We start from the raw sequence: 20,591 nt of genomic DNA on the forward strand, positions 1-20,591 counted from the left end.
TAATACAATGCTATCGGCCTTTCAATAACGTATTAAATATAAGACGTTTTTATACAGAAATAGGCATTATTAAACAAAAAAACAATCAGAATACTAAAACATGAGATGACTGTTCGCAGACTCTTTTGGTACAACTTGCTGGACATCCCAGTGTTCAATAATCTTTCCGTTTTCTAAACGAAAGATATCTATCGTTGATTTAAGCCTACCATCAGCATTTTTATTCTTTAGATGGATAAAAACCAGATCCCCATCGGAAGCAATGTGCTGTACATCAATCTTGGTTTTTGGCTGCCCATTAAACCACTTTGCAGCCGCAGCCTTGAGTGCAGCTGCACCATCCGCTACTGCCGGATTGTGCTGAATGTATTCGGGGGCGATAAATTTGTCAACGGCAGAAAGATCTTTATCTCCGAACATCTGCTGATAAAAATCCAATACAATTCGTTTATTCTCTTTGTTGATATCCAACTGCGTCTGCTCTTTTTCCTCCTTAGCCTGTTGGCTCTGCTGGCATCCGTTTAATAGAAGAGCTACGATTGTTGCCGACAGTATAAATTTTGTACTTGTTTTCATTGTTTGGATCTATTTATAACATATAAAAAGAACTGATTACATTCCCTGCCCGGTATTTACTGTATCCAATAAACAACATTTGGCCCAAAATTTTGTTTTCAAAACAATCGTCCTTTACGTAAAAATTAACTATAAAATATGGCATGATAATTGAAAATTATCTCGTAGTATACTATTCAGAAATATACATTTCATAAATTTAGGTAATAATTGGTTAGATTAAAAACACCGGAAGTTGGGGACTTCCGGTGTTTTTTGTTTGCGAGCTGATTATTTTAAAAGTTACCAACAAATTAAAACAAAAAATCAATTCCTGTTTTTATTAATCTAGTTCAATGATTTTGTTTTTCAGCTGCCGTAATTTTACAACAGTTAAGAAAATAAAAAAACAATTATGGATAATAAAATATTAGGACTGCATCATATTACCGCGATAGCTGATAATGCAAAACGAAATCTTGATTTTTACACAAAAGTCTTAGGACTTCGACTTGTAAAAAAAACTGTCAATTTCGACGATCCGGGCACCTATCATTTTTATTTTGGAAATGAGCAAGGCAGCCCAGGCACCATTCTTACATTTTTTCCTTGGGAAGGTATTGGCAAAGGTACACAGGGTGCTGGAATGGCTACCCATATTGGTTATGCCGTCCCGGAGGGCAGCCTTGTATTCTGGAAAAACAGATTAACAGCGCACAATGTAGCTTTTCTGGAAGATGAAATTTTCGGAGAAAAATTAGTCTCATTTACCGATCCTGATGGATTACAAATACAATTTATTGAACCGTTGGCGAAAGATGATAGAAGTGTATGGACAACGGCAGATATCAATAGTGAAAATGCATTAAAGGGATTTCATAATATTACCCTCTCCTTAAAACAAGCCGATCCTACGCTAAAAGTTCTAACAGATATATTAGGATACGCAGTACAAGGACAAGAGAACGGACGGTATAGGTTAAAAACCGACAGCATAGCCACTGCGAACATCGTAGACATTCTCGTAGACCCGAATCTATCTTTCGGCCGTAATGCTGCTGGTACGAATCACCACGTCGCATTTCGGGTAAAAGACGATAACATCCTAATGGAATATCGCGAAAAGGTGCTCTCCGCAGGTTTGGATATTACACCAAAAATCAATCGGGATTACTTTTTCTCGCTTTACTTTCGTGAACCGGGAGGTGTATTATTCGAAATCGCAACAGATAATCCCGGATTTACTGTTGATGAACCCCAAGAAAGTCTCGGTACAGCGCTTAAATTACCAAAACAATACGAAAGCCACCGGCCACAAATCGAGGCGACTTTACCAAAATTAGATTAAGAATAACATAAACAATATTAAATACAGTAATACAATGGAAAGAACAGAAATTGTACTGGATAAAAATCAGCGTGGTGAACTTCAATTATTCTCCGATGAAACAAAAGCTGGTTTAATGAGCATTTCCATTATAGATGGAAGATTGGTCGTCTACCATACGGAAGTCGATGAAGCCTTTGAAGGTAGAGGATTTGCAAAAATATTATTGGAAAAATTGGTATCCTATGCACGGGAAAGTGCGATGCAGATTGTCCCTTTATGTCCTTACGTAAATGCACAATTTCACCGGCACCCTGGCACCTATGCCGATGTATGGTTTAAGAAAACAATATAGGAAGGAAATCATGCGTCATTCGAATAACATCAAAACAGCAGGACATAGTCTAGAAAATGCAAAAAAAGCATTGATCATGATTCATGGCCGTGGTGGCAATGCAACAGATATCCTGAGCATGTCGGCTTATCTCAATGTAGGCGATTATGCCTTACTCGCCCCACAAGCCGACAATTACACCTGGTATCCACATTCATTTATGGCGCCTGAACAAAATAATGAGCCCTGGTTGAGTTCGGCAATTGAAGTCATTGAAAATACAGTGCAACTTGCTTTGGATAAAGGAGTGCAAACGGAAAATATCTATTTTTTTGGTTTTTCACAAGGTGCCTGCCTAACACTTGAATTTTTAGCGCGCAATGCCAGACGGTACGGTGGTGCGGTCGCCATTATTGGGGGACTAATCGGTGAGAAAATTGATTCAAATAAGTATATGGGAGATTTTGGGCAAACACCAATATTTATTGGCACCAGTGACCCAGATTTCCATGTTCCGCTGGAACGTGTCAATGCAAGCGTTAGTATCCTGGAAGCCCAACATGCTAATGTCAAACTCGCTGTATATCCTAACTTTGGTCATTCCATTAATCAGGAAGAGATCCACATGGCTAACGAGTTTGTTTTTCACTAAGTGCACCCGGCCCCTCAGTATTCTTACCGAAACAAGGATCAACAGACTGCTCAATATTCATGGCATATCCTGCGTTTAAGCTTCTAAAATTATTGCAGCTTAAACGCAGGATATGCTGTGTTAACCCCTGTCCCTTAACAATTGATCTCCTTCATGCGTTATCTTCTTATTCTACACACTTAGACTTTGGGGTATTTATAGCCATTATGATAGACTGAAGCGAGGTATTTGTTTGCTTTTTCGTCATTAAAACGTTGCTTTTCATTATTCCAATAGAGCTTTTGCCCTGTTCTATAGGCAATATTTCCCAATTGTGAAAAAATAGCAATATGTGCACCGGCTTCAAGCGGAGCATTCAACAAGGCCGGATTTTTCTTGCGAATAGCGTCCACGAAGTTGGCCATATGTTTCTCTAAACCGTTGTCTACGGAAGGCTGTAGAGCTACCGCCTCCATCCTTCCCTTTTCGGGAATGACTTCCCAGCCCCCGCGATTCAGCACTAAAGTTCCATTATTGCCAATAAATGCCACACCATGGTTGCGATTATAAGGTCCTAAATCGATCCCTTTTGCGTGCTCCCACTGAATATTAAAGGTATCAAATTCGTATACCGCGGTCATGGTATCCGGTGTTTCTCCGGCATCATCAGGAAAGGCAAATTTTCCACCAGAAGCCATAACAGATTTCGGGTCGGAAACTTTCATTCCGAGCAAGGCGTAGTCCAGCATGTGCACCCCCCAGTCCGTCATCAAGCCACCAGCGTAATCCCAAAACCACCGGAAGTTAAAATGAAAACGATTAATATTAAAAGGTCTTTTTGTGGCGGGTCCCAGCCAATCCATGTAGTGTACACCTGCGGGTATTGCCACGTCCGGCTGAATCGGAATGCTAGTTTTCCAGCCCAAATAAGACCAAGCTTTTACCAAACGTATTTTACCAAGTTTACCCGAATGTACAAAAGCAATGGCATCCTTAAAATGCTGCTGACTCCGCTGCCACTGACCTACCTGAACAATTGCATTATTTTTAGTTGCGGCTTGCAGCATAAGCTGACATTCCTGAATGGAATTCCCAATGGGTTTTTCGACATAGGTGTGCTTCCCGGCGTTGACCGCATCGATCATCTGTAGGCAATGCCAATGGTCAGGTGTACCGATGATTACCGCATCCACATCCGGACTAAGCAGCATTTTTTTATAATCAACATAGGTTGCAACCTTCATATTTCTATCCAGAAGCTCTTTCGCCCTTTTGCTTAATATATTTTCATCTACATCACAAAGCGCTGTGCATATCACACCATCCTGCTTCAACAAAGCATTAAGGTCAGACCAGCCCATACCATTTACCCCGATCACGCCCACCCGGATCGGCTGATCAAATAAGCTGGAAGCCTGGCTTTTGAGCATGACTGTAGAGGCGGCTAAAATACTGGAAGTTCGGATAAAGTCTTTTCTATTCATCACATGTTGGCTTATTATACACGAAGGTTTAAGTTCCAGATGAAATTACAAAATTCAATTTAAGCCTTTGCCCTAATCATTGTAAAATATATATCGACATTCAAATCTTTTCGCATTAAAGTCTCTTGGAGACAGTAGAAAATCGGACAAATTATGCTATCCTTTAACCTTACTCTGCTTTTTTCAGGAATACTGCTGTTACATAAAAAACTAAATACCGTTGGCATACTGACTTTCAACACGATATAAAAACAGGCCCTAACCCATTTGAAGGTTGATTAGCGCTAAATAAACAGGTAGAAAGAAAAAAAATTTTGTTATTTTAACGAAAAATAAAAGATTAATCATTTATTATCCCTACCTTGCAGAACTTAATTAAAAATAATGAATACAGGTAAAATTAAATTTTTCAATGAAACTAAAGGTTTTGGTTTTATTACACCAGAGGATGGTAGTGCAGATGTTTTCGTACACGTTTCTGCTCTTAAGAACCAAGTATCTGAAGGCGACGTTGTAACTTATGATGTAGAAAGAACTCCAAAAGGAATCAACGCTACAAACGTAAAATTGGCGTAATCCAAAAAATACACTTTCTTGTTAATGGGGTAATTCTTAATGATTTATCCCATTTCTTTTTCGTATTCTTCCCTTGTTATTTTCAATGTACTTATTCATTTCGGGTATAATTAAGATACCTCTAATCAATTATTTAATACTATGGAATAGCTAAAGGGTCTTCGTTTAAGCTTATTTTTCCGAATCATATTTAATGGAATTCAAACAACTCAATTTAATACCTCCACTCCTCAAGGCAATCGCGGAAACAGGATATACAACCCCCACTGCAATACAACAAAAAGCGATCCCTGTCATATTAAGCGGTCAGGATCTTATTGGATGTGCCCAAACAGGCACTGGAAAGACAGCAGCATTTGCCCTGCCCTTGTTGCAGCGTCTATCCGAGAAAAATGTACACGGACAAGGTAAAGTAATGCCCATCCGTGCCCTGATCCTCACACCAACCCGTGAATTAGCAATACAGATCGGTGAGAACATCAATTTATATCGCAAACATCTAAAACTAAATTACTGTACCATTTTCGGCGGAGTCAATCAGGACAGACAGGTCAAAGAAATAAAAAAAGGAGTGGATGTATTAGTAGCCACACCTGGCCGTCTTTTAGACCTGATGAATCAGAAACTGGTTTTCCTCGATAAAATTGAAGTATTGATCCTCGATGAGGCTGACAATATGCTTGACATGGGCTTTATCCATGACATTAAAAAAATCCTGGCGAAGGTTCCCGAGAAAAGACAGACGCTGTTTTTCTCAGCAACGATGCCGCCCAATATTCGTAAATTTGCACACGGAATCTTGCACAAGCCTGTCGAAGTGGACGTAACTCCGGTAAGTTCTACTGCTGAAAAAGTAAATCAGTCTGTATACTTTATTGAGAAAAAGGAGAAAATAAAATTGTTAACGAGTTTGCTTAAACAATTTAAGCAAGAACGTACGATTGTATTTTCACGTACAAAACATGGCGCTGATAAGATTGTCAAACTGTTGGCTAAAAATGGACTGCGTGCTGCTGCAATTCACGGCAATAAATCACAAAATGCCAGACAAAAGGCATTGGGTGAGTTTAAAGAAGACCGGCTGAAAATTCTGATCGCCACTGATATTGCTGCACGCGGAATAGATATTGAACAATTGCCTATGGTCATCAATTATGACCTACCCAATGTACCTGAAACCTATGTGCACCGAATTGGACGAACAGGTAGAGCGGGTCTAGAAGGAAATGCCATTTCTTTTTGTGATGTGGAAGAAAGACCTTATTTAAGCGATATTGAAAAATTGATCGGCTTAAAGATCAAAGTGAATAAGGCAGGAAAATAACTTTCCTCTTTATTCTTATACAGAGCGCGCCGGAACGATCTTGTTTCGGCGCGCTTTGTGTAAATCCCTATTTTTTTCGGTCGGCCAGTAGTAAAGTGGACGGCGTATGGTGTAGCCAGTCCATCTTCTTGTTGACAATTTTATGCCAACACGGTAAGCTGATAAGCATCAGATCCTGTTGTGCCCACAGCTCGGCATCAAGCTCTTTCTCTTCCAATATCGTCAAATGATTGGGAACAAGCTGTTCCAGCTGCCTTAGCTTTTCCCGGAAACTCTCCTGCTTCCGCAAGATCTGGTCAAAATCCCAAACCATCACCTGCGCATCCGAATGATGAATTAAGCGTTGGATGATCGCCGTTAGGAATTCATCATTTTTCAACAGGATAGGAACAATAACACGACGGGGCCGGACAAAGTTTTTGTCGATCAAAATGCCAACCATTGCATTGACTTTTGCATTGATCTGCTGATTTCGGTCGAATGTAGCAAAGGGAGATTCCGCATTTGTCACGGTATGAAATAATTTCTCCGGATTGATAATACGTGATGTAAAATCCAGAAATCGTCCCAACAGACTACCTTCGTATATGGATTCGCTCACACCCAGCAACAGCAAATCCTGACGCTGTTCATTTGAGGTCTCCACAATTTCACTGTCAATGTCGCTTGAAATTTTGAAAATAGTCTGAATAGGCTGTTCTAAATTTGCTGCAGCCTCCTTTATTTCCCGAAAGCTATCCTGCTCCTGTGTTTCCACCTCGTAATGATGGAGCTCGTTGGAAGGTTCGATGTGCAATGCAGTAATTTCAGCCGTATTTTTGGACTTTAAGGTAAGTGCATCTGCCAGATGAAGCAGTGAAATTCCCGTATTGCTCTTGGCAAATGACAGGAGGATCTTAAATTTCGACTTATTCTGGATTTCCTGCTGTGATGACCGTTTTCTGGGCTGATATAGGTAATTGATCAGATCCAGTGAAGGACCGGTCATAAAAGTGGTGAGCAGCGCCATGACGACCATCATGGAGAATAATTCGGCACTTAATACACCAAGGTCATAACCGATATTCAATACGATCAGTTCCATTAGCCCACGGGTATTCATTAGCGCACCAATACTCAAGCTATCTTTCCAGCTTTGTCCCACAAAGCGGGCAGCCAACGCGCTTCCGGCAAATTTTCCAATTACAGCCACCAAAATAATCACGATGGTGATCATCCATAGCTGCGGGTCGTTCAATAAACCGATCTGTGTACGGAGTCCCGTGTATACGAAAAATAGCGGCAGTAACAGTAGTGTCGACACATCCTCGATTTTTTCAATAAATGCTGTTCGGAAACGACTGCTTTCAGGCATGATGGCGCCAGCCATAAAAGCACCGAATAAAGCATGTATGCCGATGACTTCGGTTGCGTAGGCCGAAAATAAAAGCACAATAAAAAAAATGGCGACAACAGGTTTACTCAAACCTTCACGCGTACCCTTCAACTCTCCCACTCGCATAAGGAAAGGACGCACAATTTTTATCATCAATAAGACATAAGCAACCGCAAGGGCTATCGTGTACAAGGCACTGGCAAAATCCCCAGCCTTCACAATCGCAATGACCACCGCCAAAATGCACCAGGCTGTAATATCATCCGCAGCGGCACAGGTAATGACCATCGCACCCAGTTTACTTTTTTGAAGTCCCCGTTCCTGTACGATCCTGGCCAGGACAGGAAACGCCGTGATGCTCATCGATATACCGATAAACAGACTATAGGACAAAAACTCTACATTCGCAGGTGGGTGGTATAGGTATAAAAAATAAGCCAGGGAAATTCCCAGCGTAAAGGGGATAACAATACTGGCATGGGAGATCACTACCGCATCGTGCGCTTTATTGCGCAGTACATTCAAATCCAGTTCCATACCGATAATGAACATAAATAAGATCAATCCGATCTGGCTCAAAAACTGTAGATTACTAAGCGATTCAACCGGAAATAAGGTATGCGCGAATTCAGGGAAGTAAAGCCCCAATAAGGAAGGGCCTAAAATAATACCAGCCAGCATTTCACCGATCACGACCGGTTGTTTGATTTTGATACATATCCATCCCATCACACGGGCGGCGATAATAATCGTCACAATCTGTGCCAGCAGTATCGCTAACGGATGTCCAAGGCTCTGCAGCAGGGTAGATTTAAAATCCGTCCAGGCACCCTGACTTGTTTTTGCACCGGTAAGTAGCTCCTGGCTTTGCAACTGTGTACCCAAATGGATCACCCAATACATCACTATAAGTAGAGTACCGATTAAGGTCACATAAAAAATCGTATTCCTATATTTCTTCATCTTTTTCGCTTTAAATAAATCAGGTGTTAATAGCAGATAAATGACTGCCCAAAATCAACTATTCATCAACTCGAACAGACAACCACAACAAAAATAAAATTCTATACCAGTTTTAAATCTTACTGCGGGTTAGGAAGCCAAAAATTTGTAATGAACTCGGGGAATTTTGTAATCAAACAAATTTCTCGATGAATGATTTTTTATAGGATTCGCCCAAGCTAAAAAGAATAGCCGATTCTTGCTCATCCAACAAGTTACTGGTGATGATATCCGCCGAAAAGAATTTCACAATTTTAAGAGCGATAATTTCCTTCTTGCTGATACGGATAAAATCCTCCTCCGGTAAGATGGACAGCAACTTGTCAAAGCTGATATTTTTTAATAATATGGAGGATCCATCCGAGAGGAATACTGTCTTATCGCGGCTGTCCACCTCCGCAATTTGAATATAGTCTATCTGATTGAAATAAAGTATTGCTTTGCCCTTATTGGTATTAAATTGCGCGAAAGGAGAAATGTCTGTTTGCCGATTATTTAATACCTGTTCTACTTTTAGAATCGCCTGCTGGAGGCGCGATAAAGATATTGGCTTGCGCATATAATCTACAGCATTGATATCGAAAGCATCGCTGGCATACTGCTTATAGGCTGTCGAAAAAACAATGGGATAGTCTTCCAGTACCTTAGCAATATCAAAGCCGTTAAACTGCGGCATCTCAATATCCAGGATGCAAAAATCAAAATCTAAACTTTTATATTCGTTGAGTAATACAGTTGAGTCATTAAAGGCCCTAACAACCTCTAAGCCCGGAATTTGTTCGCAGAGCATCTTCAAAAATCGCAGACTGGGCAGTTCATCATCCAGTAAGATGCATTTCAATGCTTTTTCAATTCTCATACAATCTGATCTGAAGGTAGGCGTTATAGACATCATTTTCTACGAAGCGCTTTAATTCATGCCTATCCGGATAATAGAGTATCAACCGTTCTTCCAACGTCTTGCTTCCTATCCCCCCCTTAGTTTTGTACAAGGGAGACCGCTTCGATATTTTATTGCTGACGGCCAATTCCAACAAACCGTTACGAAAACTAAGCACTATAGAGATAAAGGAGTCGCTATGGTGAAAATCGGCGTGTTTAAAAGCATTTTCAATAAGATCTACGGTCATCAATGGAACCAGCGCAGGACGCTCCAATAGAGACTCGTTCAATTCGTCAATATCAAATTTAACACGCATATCAAACAACGGGCTTAACTTGACCTTGTTGACTTCAATTAAATTACGCGCAAATTCTATCTCGGCTTTTGGAGAGACAAGGTCCGCTTCACTTTCATATAATACATAGTCCAACACCATCGCCAACTTATCCATGGTATAGTAGGTTTGATAGGCATGGGAAAGAATGCCATTGAGCGAATTTTTCAGCAGATGTGGGTTTAGACGATTGCGATGCACATGATCCATTTGTTCATTATCCATGCGTTGAAAAAGTTCTTTATGCCGCAGCTCCTCCACGCGCAGCTTATTGTATTTCCGTGTCAATAATATATAAAAAATCAACAGGACAATAACAGCTACAAGCAGTGATACAATAAGTATATTGGAAAGTTCAGTAGTCATGATTCCTATCAAACTTAATTAAAATTTTATTAGCAATGAAAACATTCCTTTACATAAACCACATTTGGCTCTGTTTATTTGAATACAATCTATCCCAAATTTAATATAAGGAAAGGTATTTATTGACTGTAAAATTTGCAGGTATTGATTACAAAAATTAACAGTTTCATTACAATTTAGTCACTTTAAACTATTAATTTCAGATTATTCTTCTTATATTGAGAGTATTGCAATTAGCCGATCAAATGATTGTCTACGCTATTTTGGTTAAACCTGCCTGGTTTATTCTAACCGGGCTTAATATGAAACACAATGGAAAAGCTCATTTTCGAAACTAATGCACAACATCCCAGTCTTGTAGATAAGATCAAACAAGCTGTAGAAAAATTAAATGGTATCCATGAATGGAAGATCGATCTGGATTCTATTTACAACCTGCTCACCATTGAAGGCATCCGGCTCAACCCAACACAAATAGAGTCCGAACTTGCTCTTCATGGTATTGAGGCGAGTCGCTTATATGAGGAATAACTTGGGTCTATGTTCTGGCACTTTGTTCTCAAAAAACAGACTTCGTCCAGATCAGGAATTACCGCTATAAAATAATTCCTGATCTGGACGAGAAACTACAATCTTTTAATAATCATTCCAGACGCCCCGCCCCCACCGTTGCAAATGGCGGCGAGCCCCATTGTTCCACCCTCTTGCTGTAATATTCTGGTCAATGTCACGACTATCCTTGCTCCGGAGCAACCCAATGGGTGACCGAGCGACACTGCTCCACCATAGATATTCACCTTATTTAAAGGAATATCCAATATTTTTGCATTCGCAAGTGCAACCACAGAAAAAGCTTCATTAAATTCAAAATAATCGATATTTTCCTTTGTCAATCCCGCTTTCTTTAGCAACTTATCCGTTACCAGGCTCGGACTGGTCGTAAACCATTCCGGTGCCTGTTCGGCGTCGGCATAGGCAACGATTTCAGCCAGGGGCTGTACGCCCAATTCCTTTACTTTTGCTGCACTCATTAATAATACTGCAGCGGCACCATCACTCAAAGTTGATGCATTCGCTGCTGTCACAGTGCCGTCTTTCTTAAAAGCAGGCTTTAATTCGGGAATCTTATCGAAATTGACCTGAGAAAATTCTTCATCTCTGGAGATCGTCTGTTCGCCTTTACGTCCCTGAATGGCTATCGGGCTTACCTCTTTCATAAATTTATTTTTTTGCCAGGCTTCCAGACTCCGTTTGTAGGAACTGATGGCATACTGGTCCTGTTCCTCCCTCCCGATCGCATATTTCTCGGCACATAGTTCAGCAAAACTTCCCATTGCTTCATTCGAATAAGCGTCACTTAAACCGTCCCGCTGCAAGCCGTCGACAAAACTTTGGCTTCCGAACTTCGCTCCCCAGCGCATGGCACTCGCATAATAAGGGACTCTGCTCATGCTCTCCGTCCCTCCAGCAACTACCACATCTGCATCACCCAACAGAATAGACTGTGCTGCAAAAGCAATGGCCTTCATTCCACTTGCACATACTTTATTAACTGTCGTTGCTGGCACCCAATCAGGTAAACCCGCGAGGCGGGCCACTTGACGGGCAGGCGCCTGCCCCAAATCGGCCTGTAGAACAGTCCCGATCAGAATTTCATCGACTTGATCTCCAGCAAGACCAACCTCGTCTAACACCGCACGGACAGCATGCCCCCCCAACGCTGTTGCAGAAATGGATGACAAGCCACCACCAAAACTTCCAATTGGTGTACGCTTAGCCGCAACAATAAATACACTCTTTGACATATTATTCTGTTTATAATTGTTTACGTTTGAATTCTATAGAGGTAGCGCCCACCATATCCTTGAATGCATCGTCGAAAATGGGCCATCATTCCTTTCTTAAAGATAAAAAATATAAAACAAACAAGGGAACCTTCTTATTTTATTTTGCAGGAAAAAACAGAATAAATAGAAAAAAAATAGACTAAAAAGTTCCCTACTTAATATATTTTACAAAAAATAAACAATAAATATTTGTAGAAAAGCCATCACTTTTCATTAAATTCGAGTAGACACTCCACTTTGTTTAACAAGGGCGATGTTGTTCTACGATAAAGCAATAGATGAATCGCTTTCAGTCTACTATCGCGTAACTGAAATCAATAACCAAAAGTAAAACAAACAATTATGCAGGCAAACAAACTCACAGCCGAACACCAGATTTTTCGCGAAACCATTCGGGCATTTGTTCACAAGGAAATTACCCCCTATATAGATCAATGGGAACAGCAGAGCAAAATAGATCAAAATATTTGGAAAAAAATGGGTGATATGGGTTTTATGGGCCTCAATTACCCCGAAGAGTATGGTGGTCTGGATGTGGATTTTTATTACTCGCTGATTCTGTGCGAAGAACTTTCCTGTTGTTTTTCAGGAGGATTCACGATCTCAGCCTTAGTCATCCAGTATATGTCAGCTCCCTATTTATTAAAATATGCATCTGAAGAACTGAAAGAACGTTATCTCAAGCCGGTTATTGCCGGTGATATGGTCAGCGCCGTTGCCATCACCGAGCCGGGGGCTGGATCTGACGTCAAACAGATTAAGACGACAGCTGTTCGATTGGGTGATCATTATATTGTCAATGGTTCCAAAACCTTTATCACCAACGGTTATTATGGAGATTTTTTTATTACTGCCGTTAAAACGGCTCCAGACAAAGGAACTAAAGGCATCAGTCTATTATTAATAGAGAGAAATGCGGCTGGTGTCTCGGCAAATAAGATCAATAAATTAGGCTGGCATGCCTCCGATACGGCCGAATTGGGCTTTGATCAGGTGCGGGTTCCGGTATCCAACCTTATTGGCGTTGAAAATGAAGGCTTCGGTTATCTCATGGCGGGTTTACAATTAGAACGCTTAACAGCTGCTATACATAGTCTCGCAACAGCGGATTCGGCTTTACAGTACACGCTGGATTATATTGGTCAACGGGAAGCATTCGGCAATAAGCTCCATGACTTGCAAGCCATCCGACACCGCATTGCTCAAATGGCTGCTGATATCGCAACCACAAAAGCCTTTGTTTATCAATGTTGCGATCTTCAAAACCAGGGTGAATATGCCGTCCAAGACTGCTCCATAGCCAAACTCCAAGCCAGTGAACTCGCCATTCGGGTGGTCAGTCAATGCTTGCAGCTATTTGGCGGCTACGGATTTACCGAAGATTATAAAATTGCGCGCTTGTATCGGGATGTACGTGCGGGAACAATCATCGGTGGCACGTCAGAGATTATGTTGGAAATCATCGCGAAAATGACAATTGACAAGATAAATTATCAGTCCAACAAACCTAATCTTGCATAAACATTTTCAATTCACAAAAGCAAATCAATATAATGGATTATAGCACGCAGTCCTATTTTGACATACAATATGACGACCAACATATTGTCACCATAAAACCATTCGCCGAGACAGCAAGCAACGAAACTGGTATTCTTGATCGTATTCAACAGTTTGTAGCTCTAGCAACAGATCTTCTTCTTCAAAAAGAGGTTCGCGGATTGATCTATAGCTGTCCGCTAAACAGCAACCAGATGGATTATCTTCCATTATTCAATCAGGTACTCAGCGGCCGATTTGATCCCGAGATCATATTAAAATCCACCCTGCAAGCACTCCAATGGAAAAGCTTGGGCAAACCCATAGTATCCATCTTTAACAACAGCTGTACAGGCATTGGTTTAACAACGATGTTGTGGTCAGACTACCGAATCGCAGGCCCTGGAATAAAAATCGGCTTTCCCGAAAGTAAATTTGGACTATTCACAGGCTTTGGCACAACCATCTGTCTACCACAGCTTATAGGCCCTACCAATGCACTGAACTTGTTAACCCAAGCCAGACTTATCCCAGGCCAAGCGGCGCTTGAATTGGGTTTATTGAACGAAATCGCAACCGATTTTGATCTGTGCTTACTGCATGCGAAAAACTGGATTCTTGAAAATTCAAAGCAATCTGTTTCAGCTACCTATTCCGCTATGCCATCAGCAGAATTTGAAGCAGCCTGCTCCGCTATTTTAAAGAAAACAAGAGGATTATTGCCCGGCAGCAATGCTGTCGTGGAATTGCTAAAAACAAACCCCGCTCTATCATTAACTGATTCTGTGGCGGCTGAAACAACACGCTATCATCAGGTATTAAGTGCACCGGAACCTCTCCATATGGTCAGGACGCTGCATAAAGGAATTCTAAAGGCACAGCATCCCGGCCGGATAGAATCACTTGGAGATTATAAGGTCAAAAAAATAGGAATTCTGGGGGCAGGTATGATGGGATCCGGTATTGCCTATGAAGCCGCCAAAGCAGGCATTGCAGTGGTTTTAAAAGATGTGACTATCGCACAGGCCGAGCAAGGAAAAGCCTATTCGACCAAACTTTGCGACAAACGGCTTGCTCAAGGACAGATGAGTAGCGTACAACAACAGGAACTTTTATCCAATATTCAACCCAGTGCGCAAGTTGCCGATCTTGTCGGTGCTGATTTAATTATTGAAGCGGTATTTGAAGATCTGGAGCTAAAAGCTGAGGTTACCCGACAAAGCCAGCCCTATCTCGCCGAAAATGGCTTTTTCGCTTCCAATACTACTTCGCTGCCCATCACGGCATTGGCCGCTGCAACGGATAGGCCGGAGCGTTTCATCGGCATGCATTTTTTCTCTCCTGTAGACCGTATGCCCCTGGTTGAAATTATATGTGGTACACAAACCGATCAGATTACATTGCAAAAGGCAATTGCAGTAACGTTGCGCTTGGGCAAAATTCCCATTGTCGTGCATGACGGCCCAGGTTTTTTCACATCGCGAATTTTCTTCCATTATTTACTGGAGGCAATCACGATGCTGCTGGAAGGTGTTCCTGCAATTCAGATCGAAGAAGAAGCCATACAGGCAGGATTTGCTGTTGGCCCATTAGCCGTGCTGGATGAGATTTCATTGGAATTGATGGTGCATGTATACGATCAATTCCCGGCACTCCATAACAGTCAGCGCCGTGCCTATGCCCACCTGAACAAAATGATTGCCAATGGCAGAAAAGGCAGAAAATCAGGGCATGGATTCTATAACTACGACCCTGTTTCGAGAACGAAAACAATCTGGCGGAATCCTGCTCTATCGATTTCCGAAGGACCACGGTCAGCCGATATAATACGTAAAAGACTTCTCCACGTCATGGCTTTGGATAGCTACCGATGTCTGGAAGAGGGCATATTAGAAGAAACCATAGATGGCGATATCGGTTCAATCCTCGGTGTGGGATATGCAGCACATACCGGAGGGGTGTTCGGCCATATCGACCTAATAACGCTCCCAATCTTTATTGAGGAGTGTCAGTCGTTTTTATCCTATGGAGAGCAATGGGAAATCCCTCAATCATTAAAAGAACTTGCTGATAGAAATTTTAACTTTTATACAGGTTTTGATTCAAACTGGACTGGAAAACAACCCGTGAATTGAACGAACAGCATTTATTAAGAAACATGGAATCAAGCAAGATGTCTGTCTGAGGCTGAAGCTCTTCTATTAAATAACAAGCGCTAAAAAGCCATTGACCAGTAGTAATACTTACACTGGTCAATAGCTCTTGTCCTTATCGGGCCAGAAGGTCCATCAGTTCAGAGACACCTAAGTCAATGAAGGTATCGTAATCTAAGGTCACTTCCAGCAATTGTTTTTGCTGTTTTTCAGAAAAAACACGAGCTAGATTTGTTTTATACTTTTCGATAAGTTTAGGAATTCCTTCTTCCCGACGTCGGGGATGTCCAATAGGATATTCCACAACTAGCTCCGGCAAAACTGTCCCATCTTTCAAAACGACCGTCAGGGCATTTGAGATCGCCCTTTTCTGTGGATCATGGTAATCCATTGTAAATTGAGGATCTTCTACACAGGAAATTTTATCACGCAAGGCATCAATACGGGGGTCTTTCGCAATATGGTTTTCATAATCCTCTGCCGTCAAACGCCCCCAAATTAAGGGTACCGCAACCATATATTGAATGCAGTGATCACGATCGGCTGGATTATGTAAAGGACCCTTCTTGTCGATGATGCGGATAGCTGCCTCATGCGTGCGAATGGTAACACGCGCAATATCCGCACTACTTTTCCCAAATTCCTTTAGCTGCTGATGAAGCTGCATCGCTGCTTCGGCAGCTGTCTGTGCATGAAATTCAGCAGGAAAAGAGATTTTGAACAGGATATTTTCCATCACATAAGAGCCGTAATCACGTTGAAATTTAAACGGATTGCCCTTGAATGAGACATCATAGAAGCCCCATACAGGTGCTGTTAACACAGAGGGATATCCCATTTCACCAGTTTTGGCGATTAAAGCAAGGCGTACGGCACGCGAAGTGGCGTCTCCGGCAGCCCATGATTTACGGCTTCCTGTATTGGGCGCATGACGATAGGTACGTAGGGCCTGCCCGTCGACAAAGGCCAGTGATACGGCATTGAGCAATTCTTCTCTACTGAGCCCCAAAAGCTTACCAACAACAGCCGTAGAAGCAACCTTCACTAAAATGACATGATCCAACCCCACTTTATTGAAAGAATTTTCAAGCGCCAATACGCCCTGAATTTCATGGGCCATAATCATTGCTTCAAGCACCTGCTTGGCCTTCAGGGGTTTTTCGCCTTTAGCGATCTGTGTTCTGCTCAACCAGTCCGCTGTAGCTAAAATACCGCCGAGATTGTCCGATGGATGCCCCCACTCTGCCGCTAACCAGGTGTCGTTAAAATCCAGCCAGCGGACAATAGTACCAATATTAAATGCAGCTTGTATGGGATCCAACTGATAACTTGTTCCCGGCACTTTAGCTCCGTTAGGAACAATCGTACCTGACACAACTGGCCCAAGTAATTTGGTACAGGCCGGATAAGTCAGTGCCTCTAGCCCACATCCTATGGTATCCAAAAAACAGTAGAATGCTGTATTCCATGCAACTTTACTTTCAATCTTGTAATTTAACACATAATCCACTATGGCCTCCAGGACCTGATCGGGCTGTGGTCGCTCATTTGATATCGTTGAACTCATTTTTTTCTTATAAAAGCTATCGTTTTTTCAATTTATTTACTTCAGAAACTGCCCGTGCCCATCGAACTAAGGAACATCACGATGCACGTTCATCAGGGTTCTAGGCAGTTTCTCCAATTTTTATTCACTGTGTTATCTATACCAATTTATCGTTCTGAGATCGGTACAAAAGGCCTGTCGTCAGGACCGATATAATTTGCACTTGGTCGGATGATTTTCCCATCTTGTCGTTGCTCGAACACATGGGCAGACCACCCTGTAATACGTGAAAGCACAAACAATGGAGTAAACATTTCAGTTGGAATCCCCATCAGGTGATAGGAAACGGCTGAATACCAATCCAAATTAGGGAACATTCGTTTTTCTTCCCACATCACTTTCTCCAGTCGTTCGGCAATCAGGTACGATGTCATATCACCGGCCTCCTCGGATAATTCCTTAGCGACCTGCTTGATCACCTGATTTCTTGGATCTGAAATGGTATAGACAGGATGTCCAAAACCAATAATAACCTCTTTATTTTCCAGTCTTTTCCGAATATCAACTTCGGCTTCATCCGCATCAGCATAGCGGCTCTGGATCTCAAAAGCAACTTCATTTGCCCCGCCATGTTTTGGCCCCCGTAAAGCCCCAATTGCGCCGGCAATACAGGAGTACATATCGGATCCCGTCCCCGCAATTACCCGTGCGGTAAAGGTAGAGGCATTAAATTCATGTTCAGCATACAAGTTAAGTGAAATCTGCATCGCCTTCACCCACGATTTAGAAGGTACTTTGCCATGTAGCAAATGTAAAAAGTGCCCCCCAAGGGTTGCATCATTGGTTTCCACCTGAATTTCACGTCCATTTTGACTAAAGTGGTACCAATAAAGCAAAGCCGAAGCCATGGATGCCATTAAACGATTGGCAATGTCCCTAGCACCTGCCAAAGCATGGTTATCCTTTTCAGGATTCACACTTCCAAAAAATGAAACATAGGTACGCAATACATCCATGGCATGTGCAGTAGCGGGCAACTGCTTTAGTACCTGTTGTACCGTAATCGGCAGACCCCGCTGATTCACTAACTGATTTTGATAGGTCGTTAACTGCGCCTGTGTAGGAAGACTCCCATAAATCAACAGATAAGCGACTTCTTCAAAAGTGGCCTGATGTGCCAAATCTAAGATATCGTAACCCCTATAATGGAGGTCATTACCACTTTTTCCAACTGTACTCAAAGCTGTATTCCCGGCAGGTACACCGGAAAGGGCGACGCTTTTTTTCGGTTTAAAACCCGTATCGTTTGTCTCTTTCATCGGAATAGATTATACATTTATAGTAAGTGTGTCTTTTAAATATTAAATGTGCGCATTCAATCGGCCCGGGGTCTTAGTCATTTGGTATTGAACAATTGATCCAAGCGATCTTCGTACGTATAGTAATCGATGCTCCGATACAATTCTTCACGCGTCTGCATGCGATCTACTACGGCTGCTTGACCACCATCCTTTCGAATATAGTTATACACATCGGTCGCCGCCTTATTCGCCGCGCGGAATGCAGACAACGGATAAAGCACGATGGACACATCCGCATGACGAAGTTCGTCGAGATTAAACAATGGCGTTTGCCCGAATTCGGTAATGTTAGCAAGTATTGGGAGCCCAGTTATCCTACTGAACTGCATATACTGGTCCAGGTTGTGCACAGCTTCGGCAAAGATAAAATCCGCACCAGCATCTTTATAAGCCAAGGCCCGTTCCAAGGCCTTTTCCAAGCCCTCAGAAGCCAAAGCATCGGTACGCGCACCAATGACAAAATGATGATCTGTCCGCGCATCGACAGCTGCTTTCAGCCGGTCTACCATTTCTTCTTTTGAAACCAGCTCCTTTCCCGGGCGATGACCACAACGTTTGGCCCCCACTTGATCTTCCATATGTACTGCTGCAGCTCCGGCTTTAATCAGACTCTTTATTGTCCTTGCGACATTAAAAGCTGAAGGACCAAACCCCGTGTCAATATCGACCAGCAAAGGGAGCTTGCATACATTTGTAATGCGATCTACATCAATTAATACATCCTGAAGTGTTGTAATACCCAGATCAGGAATACCAAGTGATCCCGCAGCAACACCGCCCCCAGAGAGGTAGATGGCTTTGAAGCCAGCTTGCTCAGCCAAAAGCGCGTGATTCGCATTGATGGTTCCAACGACTTGTAAGGGGGTTTCATGCTTGATTGCTTCCCGAAAAAGGAAGCCTGGAGAATCTATCATATCATTGCAATTTGAAATCCATAGCTCATTAGTCCGGCAAGATAAAACCCTATTAGGGACGCGATGAGCAATATTTAAGTTTATTTAGTTTGAACAACAGTTAATTCGATCGTCCATCCTAAAGATACTAATTATCATGGTATTTCAACAAATTATTTTCTACCTTTCAAGTCTTTAGCAGAAGAAAATACGGTTTCATCCGAAAGCATTCATAATCTTTCGCGCAGCTCTCTCTCTTTAAAAACAGGTCGATAGCTACCGCCATAAACAATATGAGTCCGGTGTTTAGCCGGACTCATAGGATCAGCATCGTTTAACAACGATGCTGTTCACGTCATTAATAGCACAGGGCATGGTACAGACAGCTTAAAGGTGACAAAAAAAATCACGTTCAACGCCCAACGGCGTCATAATCCGGTCATTGCTCGTTAAATTTCGGTCCGGAGAAAATACGTTTCGAATCCCCTCGCCGGACATCAATCTGATTTTTCCAGGACTGATTTTTCCCTGCATTTTTCTGCAACCGTTCCAGCTCCAGCAATCGTTCTTCCAAACGCAAAACAGCAATTTCTTTATTTTGCAATTGGGAACGGGTATCCATTACTTGTACCATCAGCCCTGTCGGGAGGTGAGTCGCGCGAACTGCTGAACTCACCTTGTTTACATGCTGTCCACCTGCGCCACTGCTGCGCATCGCCTCAAATTGCACATCCTTCAAGTTCATTTTCGCGACAGCTTGTACTGGAGACCAGTTCTTGACTTCCACAAACCAATTTTTACGTCTGTAGCCAGGCCGAAAGGGACTTGGACAGATCCAGCAAATTGTGCCTATCCAGCGATCAATAAATACGATATTTATCTCCCCTGTCACTTTTAAGACCAATGAACAGGGAAGTCCATCGATCTCTTCGAGTTCCACCATTTCCATCTTTAGGCCATATTGCATCGCCTCTGACCGCATCCTTTCCAACACAAGTTTTACGGCAAGATTACATTCCCTCGGCCCTCGTCCCGAAGTCAATAAAATATACTTTTCCATA

18 protein-coding genes are annotated in these 20,591 nt (G+C 42.2%); 8 read left to right on the plus strand and 10 right to left on the minus strand.

Features of this window, described 5'->3' with window-relative positions; translation table 11 throughout:
* Positions 1-93: 93 nt before the first annotated feature.
* Positions 94-576 (minus strand): nuclear transport factor 2 family protein, encoded by a 483-nt coding sequence (locus HPC41_RS12835; RefSeq protein WP_172394395.1) that lies wholly within the window; start codon positions 574-576, stop codon positions 94-96.
* A gap of 394 nt (positions 577-970) precedes the next feature.
* Between HPC41_RS12835 and HPC41_RS12840 the strand changes: the two genes are divergently transcribed.
* The 3 genes from HPC41_RS12840 to HPC41_RS12850 are packed head-to-tail and all read left to right on the plus strand — an operon-like array spanning position 971 to position 2,868.
* Positions 971-1,903: a ring-cleaving dioxygenase gene (locus HPC41_RS12840; RefSeq protein ID WP_172394396.1), complete on the plus strand. Its 933-nt coding sequence runs from the start codon at positions 971-973 to the stop codon at positions 1,901-1,903.
* A gap of 34 nt (positions 1,904-1,937) precedes the next feature.
* Entirely contained in the window at positions 1,938-2,237 is a 300-nt protein-coding gene (locus HPC41_RS12845) for a GNAT family N-acetyltransferase (protein WP_172394397.1), read from the plus strand.
* Positions 2,176-2,868 carry an alpha/beta hydrolase gene (locus tag HPC41_RS12850; protein ID WP_246250631.1) on the plus strand — a complete coding sequence of 231 codons (693 nt, stop codon included), beginning with the start codon at positions 2,176-2,178 and terminating at the stop codon, positions 2,866-2,868. The genes HPC41_RS12845 and HPC41_RS12850 overlap by 62 nt, the downstream gene beginning before the upstream one ends.
* A 179-nt stretch (positions 2,869-3,047) precedes the next feature.
* Here the strand turns inward: HPC41_RS12850 and HPC41_RS12855 are convergent, their stop codons facing one another.
* A complete protein-coding gene (locus tag HPC41_RS12855) occupies positions 3,048-4,331 on the minus strand; it encodes a Gfo/Idh/MocA family protein (protein WP_172394398.1) in 1,284 nt (427 codons plus the stop codon).
* Between the two features lie 384 nt (positions 4,332-4,715).
* On the opposite strand from HPC41_RS12855, the gene HPC41_RS12860 reads away from it, so the two are divergent.
* On the plus strand, positions 4,716-4,907 hold the full coding sequence (locus HPC41_RS12860; RefSeq protein ID WP_077434921.1) for a cold-shock protein: 192 nt from the start codon (positions 4,716-4,718) through the stop codon (positions 4,905-4,907).
* Positions 4,908-5,100: 193 nt separating this feature from the next.
* Positions 5,101-6,231 carry a DEAD/DEAH box helicase gene (locus tag HPC41_RS12865; RefSeq protein WP_172394399.1) on the plus strand — a complete coding sequence of 377 codons (1,131 nt, stop codon included), beginning with the start codon at positions 5,101-5,103 and terminating at the stop codon, positions 6,229-6,231.
* A 67-nt stretch (positions 6,232-6,298) separates the two neighbouring features.
* On the opposite strand, the gene HPC41_RS12870 is transcribed toward HPC41_RS12865, so the two are convergent.
* The 3 genes from HPC41_RS12870 to HPC41_RS12880 form a co-directional block, all read right to left on the minus strand.
* The gene (locus HPC41_RS12870) at positions 6,299-8,569 is read right to left on the minus strand and encodes a cation:proton antiporter (RefSeq protein ID WP_172394400.1); all 2,271 of its coding nucleotides are present in this window, start codon (positions 8,567-8,569) and stop codon (positions 6,299-6,301) included.
* Positions 8,570-8,741: 172 nt separating this feature from the next.
* On the minus strand, positions 8,742-9,467 hold the full coding sequence (locus tag HPC41_RS12875) for a LytR/AlgR family response regulator transcription factor (protein WP_216660745.1): 726 nt from the start codon (positions 9,465-9,467) through the stop codon (positions 8,742-8,744).
* Complete coding sequence (locus HPC41_RS12880; protein WP_172394401.1) at positions 9,457-10,191, minus strand: histidine kinase; 735 nt, start codon at positions 10,189-10,191, stop codon at positions 9,457-9,459. Before HPC41_RS12880 ends, HPC41_RS12875 begins: the two co-directional genes overlap by 11 nt.
* 312 nt (positions 10,192-10,503) lie before the next feature.
* On the opposite strand from HPC41_RS12880, the gene HPC41_RS12885 reads away from it, so the two are divergent.
* Positions 10,504-10,722 (plus strand): hypothetical protein, encoded by a 219-nt coding sequence (locus HPC41_RS12885; RefSeq protein ID WP_172394402.1) that lies wholly within the window; start codon positions 10,504-10,506, stop codon positions 10,720-10,722.
* 95 nt (positions 10,723-10,817) lie between these two features.
* On the opposite strand, the gene HPC41_RS12890 is transcribed toward HPC41_RS12885, so the two are convergent.
* Positions 10,818-11,996, minus strand: a complete 1,179-nt coding sequence (locus HPC41_RS12890) for a thiolase family protein (protein ID WP_172394403.1) — start codon at positions 11,994-11,996, stop codon at positions 10,818-10,820.
* 384 nt (positions 11,997-12,380) lie between these two features.
* On the opposite strand from HPC41_RS12890, the gene HPC41_RS12895 reads away from it, so the two are divergent.
* Positions 12,381-13,559 (plus strand): acyl-CoA dehydrogenase family protein, encoded by a 1,179-nt coding sequence (locus tag HPC41_RS12895; protein ID WP_172394404.1) that lies wholly within the window; start codon positions 12,381-12,383, stop codon positions 13,557-13,559.
* Between the two features lie 32 nt (positions 13,560-13,591).
* Positions 13,592-15,712 carry a 3-hydroxyacyl-CoA dehydrogenase NAD-binding domain-containing protein gene (locus tag HPC41_RS12900; protein ID WP_172394405.1) on the plus strand — a complete coding sequence of 707 codons (2,121 nt, stop codon included), beginning with the start codon at positions 13,592-13,594 and terminating at the stop codon, positions 15,710-15,712.
* 133 nt (positions 15,713-15,845) lie between these two features.
* On the opposite strand, the gene HPC41_RS12905 is transcribed toward HPC41_RS12900, so the two are convergent.
* The 4 genes from HPC41_RS12905 to prfH form a co-directional block, all read right to left on the minus strand.
* The gene (locus tag HPC41_RS12905) at positions 15,846-17,297 is read right to left on the minus strand and encodes a bifunctional 2-methylcitrate dehydratase/aconitate hydratase (RefSeq protein WP_172394406.1); all 1,452 of its coding nucleotides are present in this window, start codon (positions 17,295-17,297) and stop codon (positions 15,846-15,848) included.
* A gap of 146 nt (positions 17,298-17,443) precedes the next feature.
* The gene (gene prpC, locus HPC41_RS12910) at positions 17,444-18,595 is read right to left on the minus strand and encodes a bifunctional 2-methylcitrate synthase/citrate synthase (RefSeq protein WP_172394407.1); all 1,152 of its coding nucleotides are present in this window, start codon (positions 18,593-18,595) and stop codon (positions 17,444-17,446) included.
* Between the two features lie 77 nt (positions 18,596-18,672).
* On the minus strand, positions 18,673-19,551 hold the full coding sequence (gene prpB / locus HPC41_RS12915) for a methylisocitrate lyase (RefSeq protein ID WP_172394408.1): 879 nt from the start codon (positions 19,549-19,551) through the stop codon (positions 18,673-18,675).
* A 418-nt stretch (positions 19,552-19,969) separates the two neighbouring features.
* Positions 19,970-20,590 (minus strand): peptide chain release factor H, encoded by a 621-nt coding sequence (gene prfH, locus HPC41_RS12920; protein ID WP_172394409.1) that lies wholly within the window; start codon positions 20,588-20,590, stop codon positions 19,970-19,972.
* Position 20,591: the final 1 nt, after the last annotated feature.

It is taken from the genome of Sphingobacterium prati (assembly GCF_013167215.1).
Classification (GTDB): domain Bacteria; phylum Bacteroidota; class Bacteroidia; order Sphingobacteriales; family Sphingobacteriaceae; genus Sphingobacterium; species Sphingobacterium prati.

Bases quoted from the DNA above. Each gene is read 5' to 3' on its own strand.
- HPC41_RS12835 (WP_172394395.1), bottom strand. From the start codon at position 576: ATGAAAACAAGTACAAAATTTATACTGTCGGCAACAATCGTAGCTCTT.
- HPC41_RS12875 (WP_216660745.1), bottom strand. From the start codon at position 9,467: ATGAGAATTGAAAAAGCATTGAAATGCATCTTACTGGATGATGAACTG.
- HPC41_RS12845 (WP_172394397.1), top strand. From the start codon at position 1,938: ATGGAAAGAACAGAAATTGTACTGGATAAAAATCAGCGTGGTGAACTT.
- HPC41_RS12900 (WP_172394405.1), top strand. From the start codon at position 13,592: ATGGATTATAGCACGCAGTCCTATTTTGACATACAATATGACGACCAA.
- prpC (WP_172394407.1), bottom strand. From the start codon at position 18,595: ATGAAAGAGACAAACGATACGGGTTTTAAACCGAAAAAAAGCGTCGCC.
- prpB (WP_172394408.1), bottom strand. From the start codon at position 19,551: ATGATAGATTCTCCAGGCTTCCTTTTTCGGGAAGCAATCAAGCATGAA.
- HPC41_RS12840 (WP_172394396.1), top strand. From the start codon at position 971: ATGGATAATAAAATATTAGGACTGCATCATATTACCGCGATAGCTGAT.
- HPC41_RS12850 (WP_246250631.1), top strand. From the start codon at position 2,176: ATGCACAATTTCACCGGCACCCTGGCACCTATGCCGATGTATGGTTTA.
- HPC41_RS12885 (WP_172394402.1), top strand. From the start codon at position 10,504: ATGGAAAAGCTCATTTTCGAAACTAATGCACAACATCCCAGTCTTGTA.
- HPC41_RS12895 (WP_172394404.1), top strand. From the start codon at position 12,381: ATGCAGGCAAACAAACTCACAGCCGAACACCAGATTTTTCGCGAAACC.
- HPC41_RS12855 (WP_172394398.1), bottom strand. From the start codon at position 4,331: ATGAATAGAAAAGACTTTATCCGAACTTCCAGTATTTTAGCCGCCTCT.
- HPC41_RS12905 (WP_172394406.1), bottom strand. From the start codon at position 17,297: ATGAGTTCAACGATATCAAATGAGCGACCACAGCCCGATCAGGTCCTG.
- HPC41_RS12860 (WP_077434921.1), top strand. From the start codon at position 4,716: ATGAATACAGGTAAAATTAAATTTTTCAATGAAACTAAAGGTTTTGGT.
- prfH (WP_172394409.1), bottom strand. From the start codon at position 20,590: ATGGAAAAGTATATTTTATTGACTTCGGGACGAGGGCCGAGGGAATGT.
- HPC41_RS12865 (WP_172394399.1), top strand. From the start codon at position 5,101: ATGGAATTCAAACAACTCAATTTAATACCTCCACTCCTCAAGGCAATC.
- HPC41_RS12890 (WP_172394403.1), bottom strand. From the start codon at position 11,996: ATGTCAAAGAGTGTATTTATTGTTGCGGCTAAGCGTACACCAATTGGA.
- HPC41_RS12880 (WP_172394401.1), bottom strand. From the start codon at position 10,191: ATGACTACTGAACTTTCCAATATACTTATTGTATCACTGCTTGTAGCT.
- HPC41_RS12870 (WP_172394400.1), bottom strand. From the start codon at position 8,569: ATGAAGAAATATAGGAATACGATTTTTTATGTGACCTTAATCGGTACT.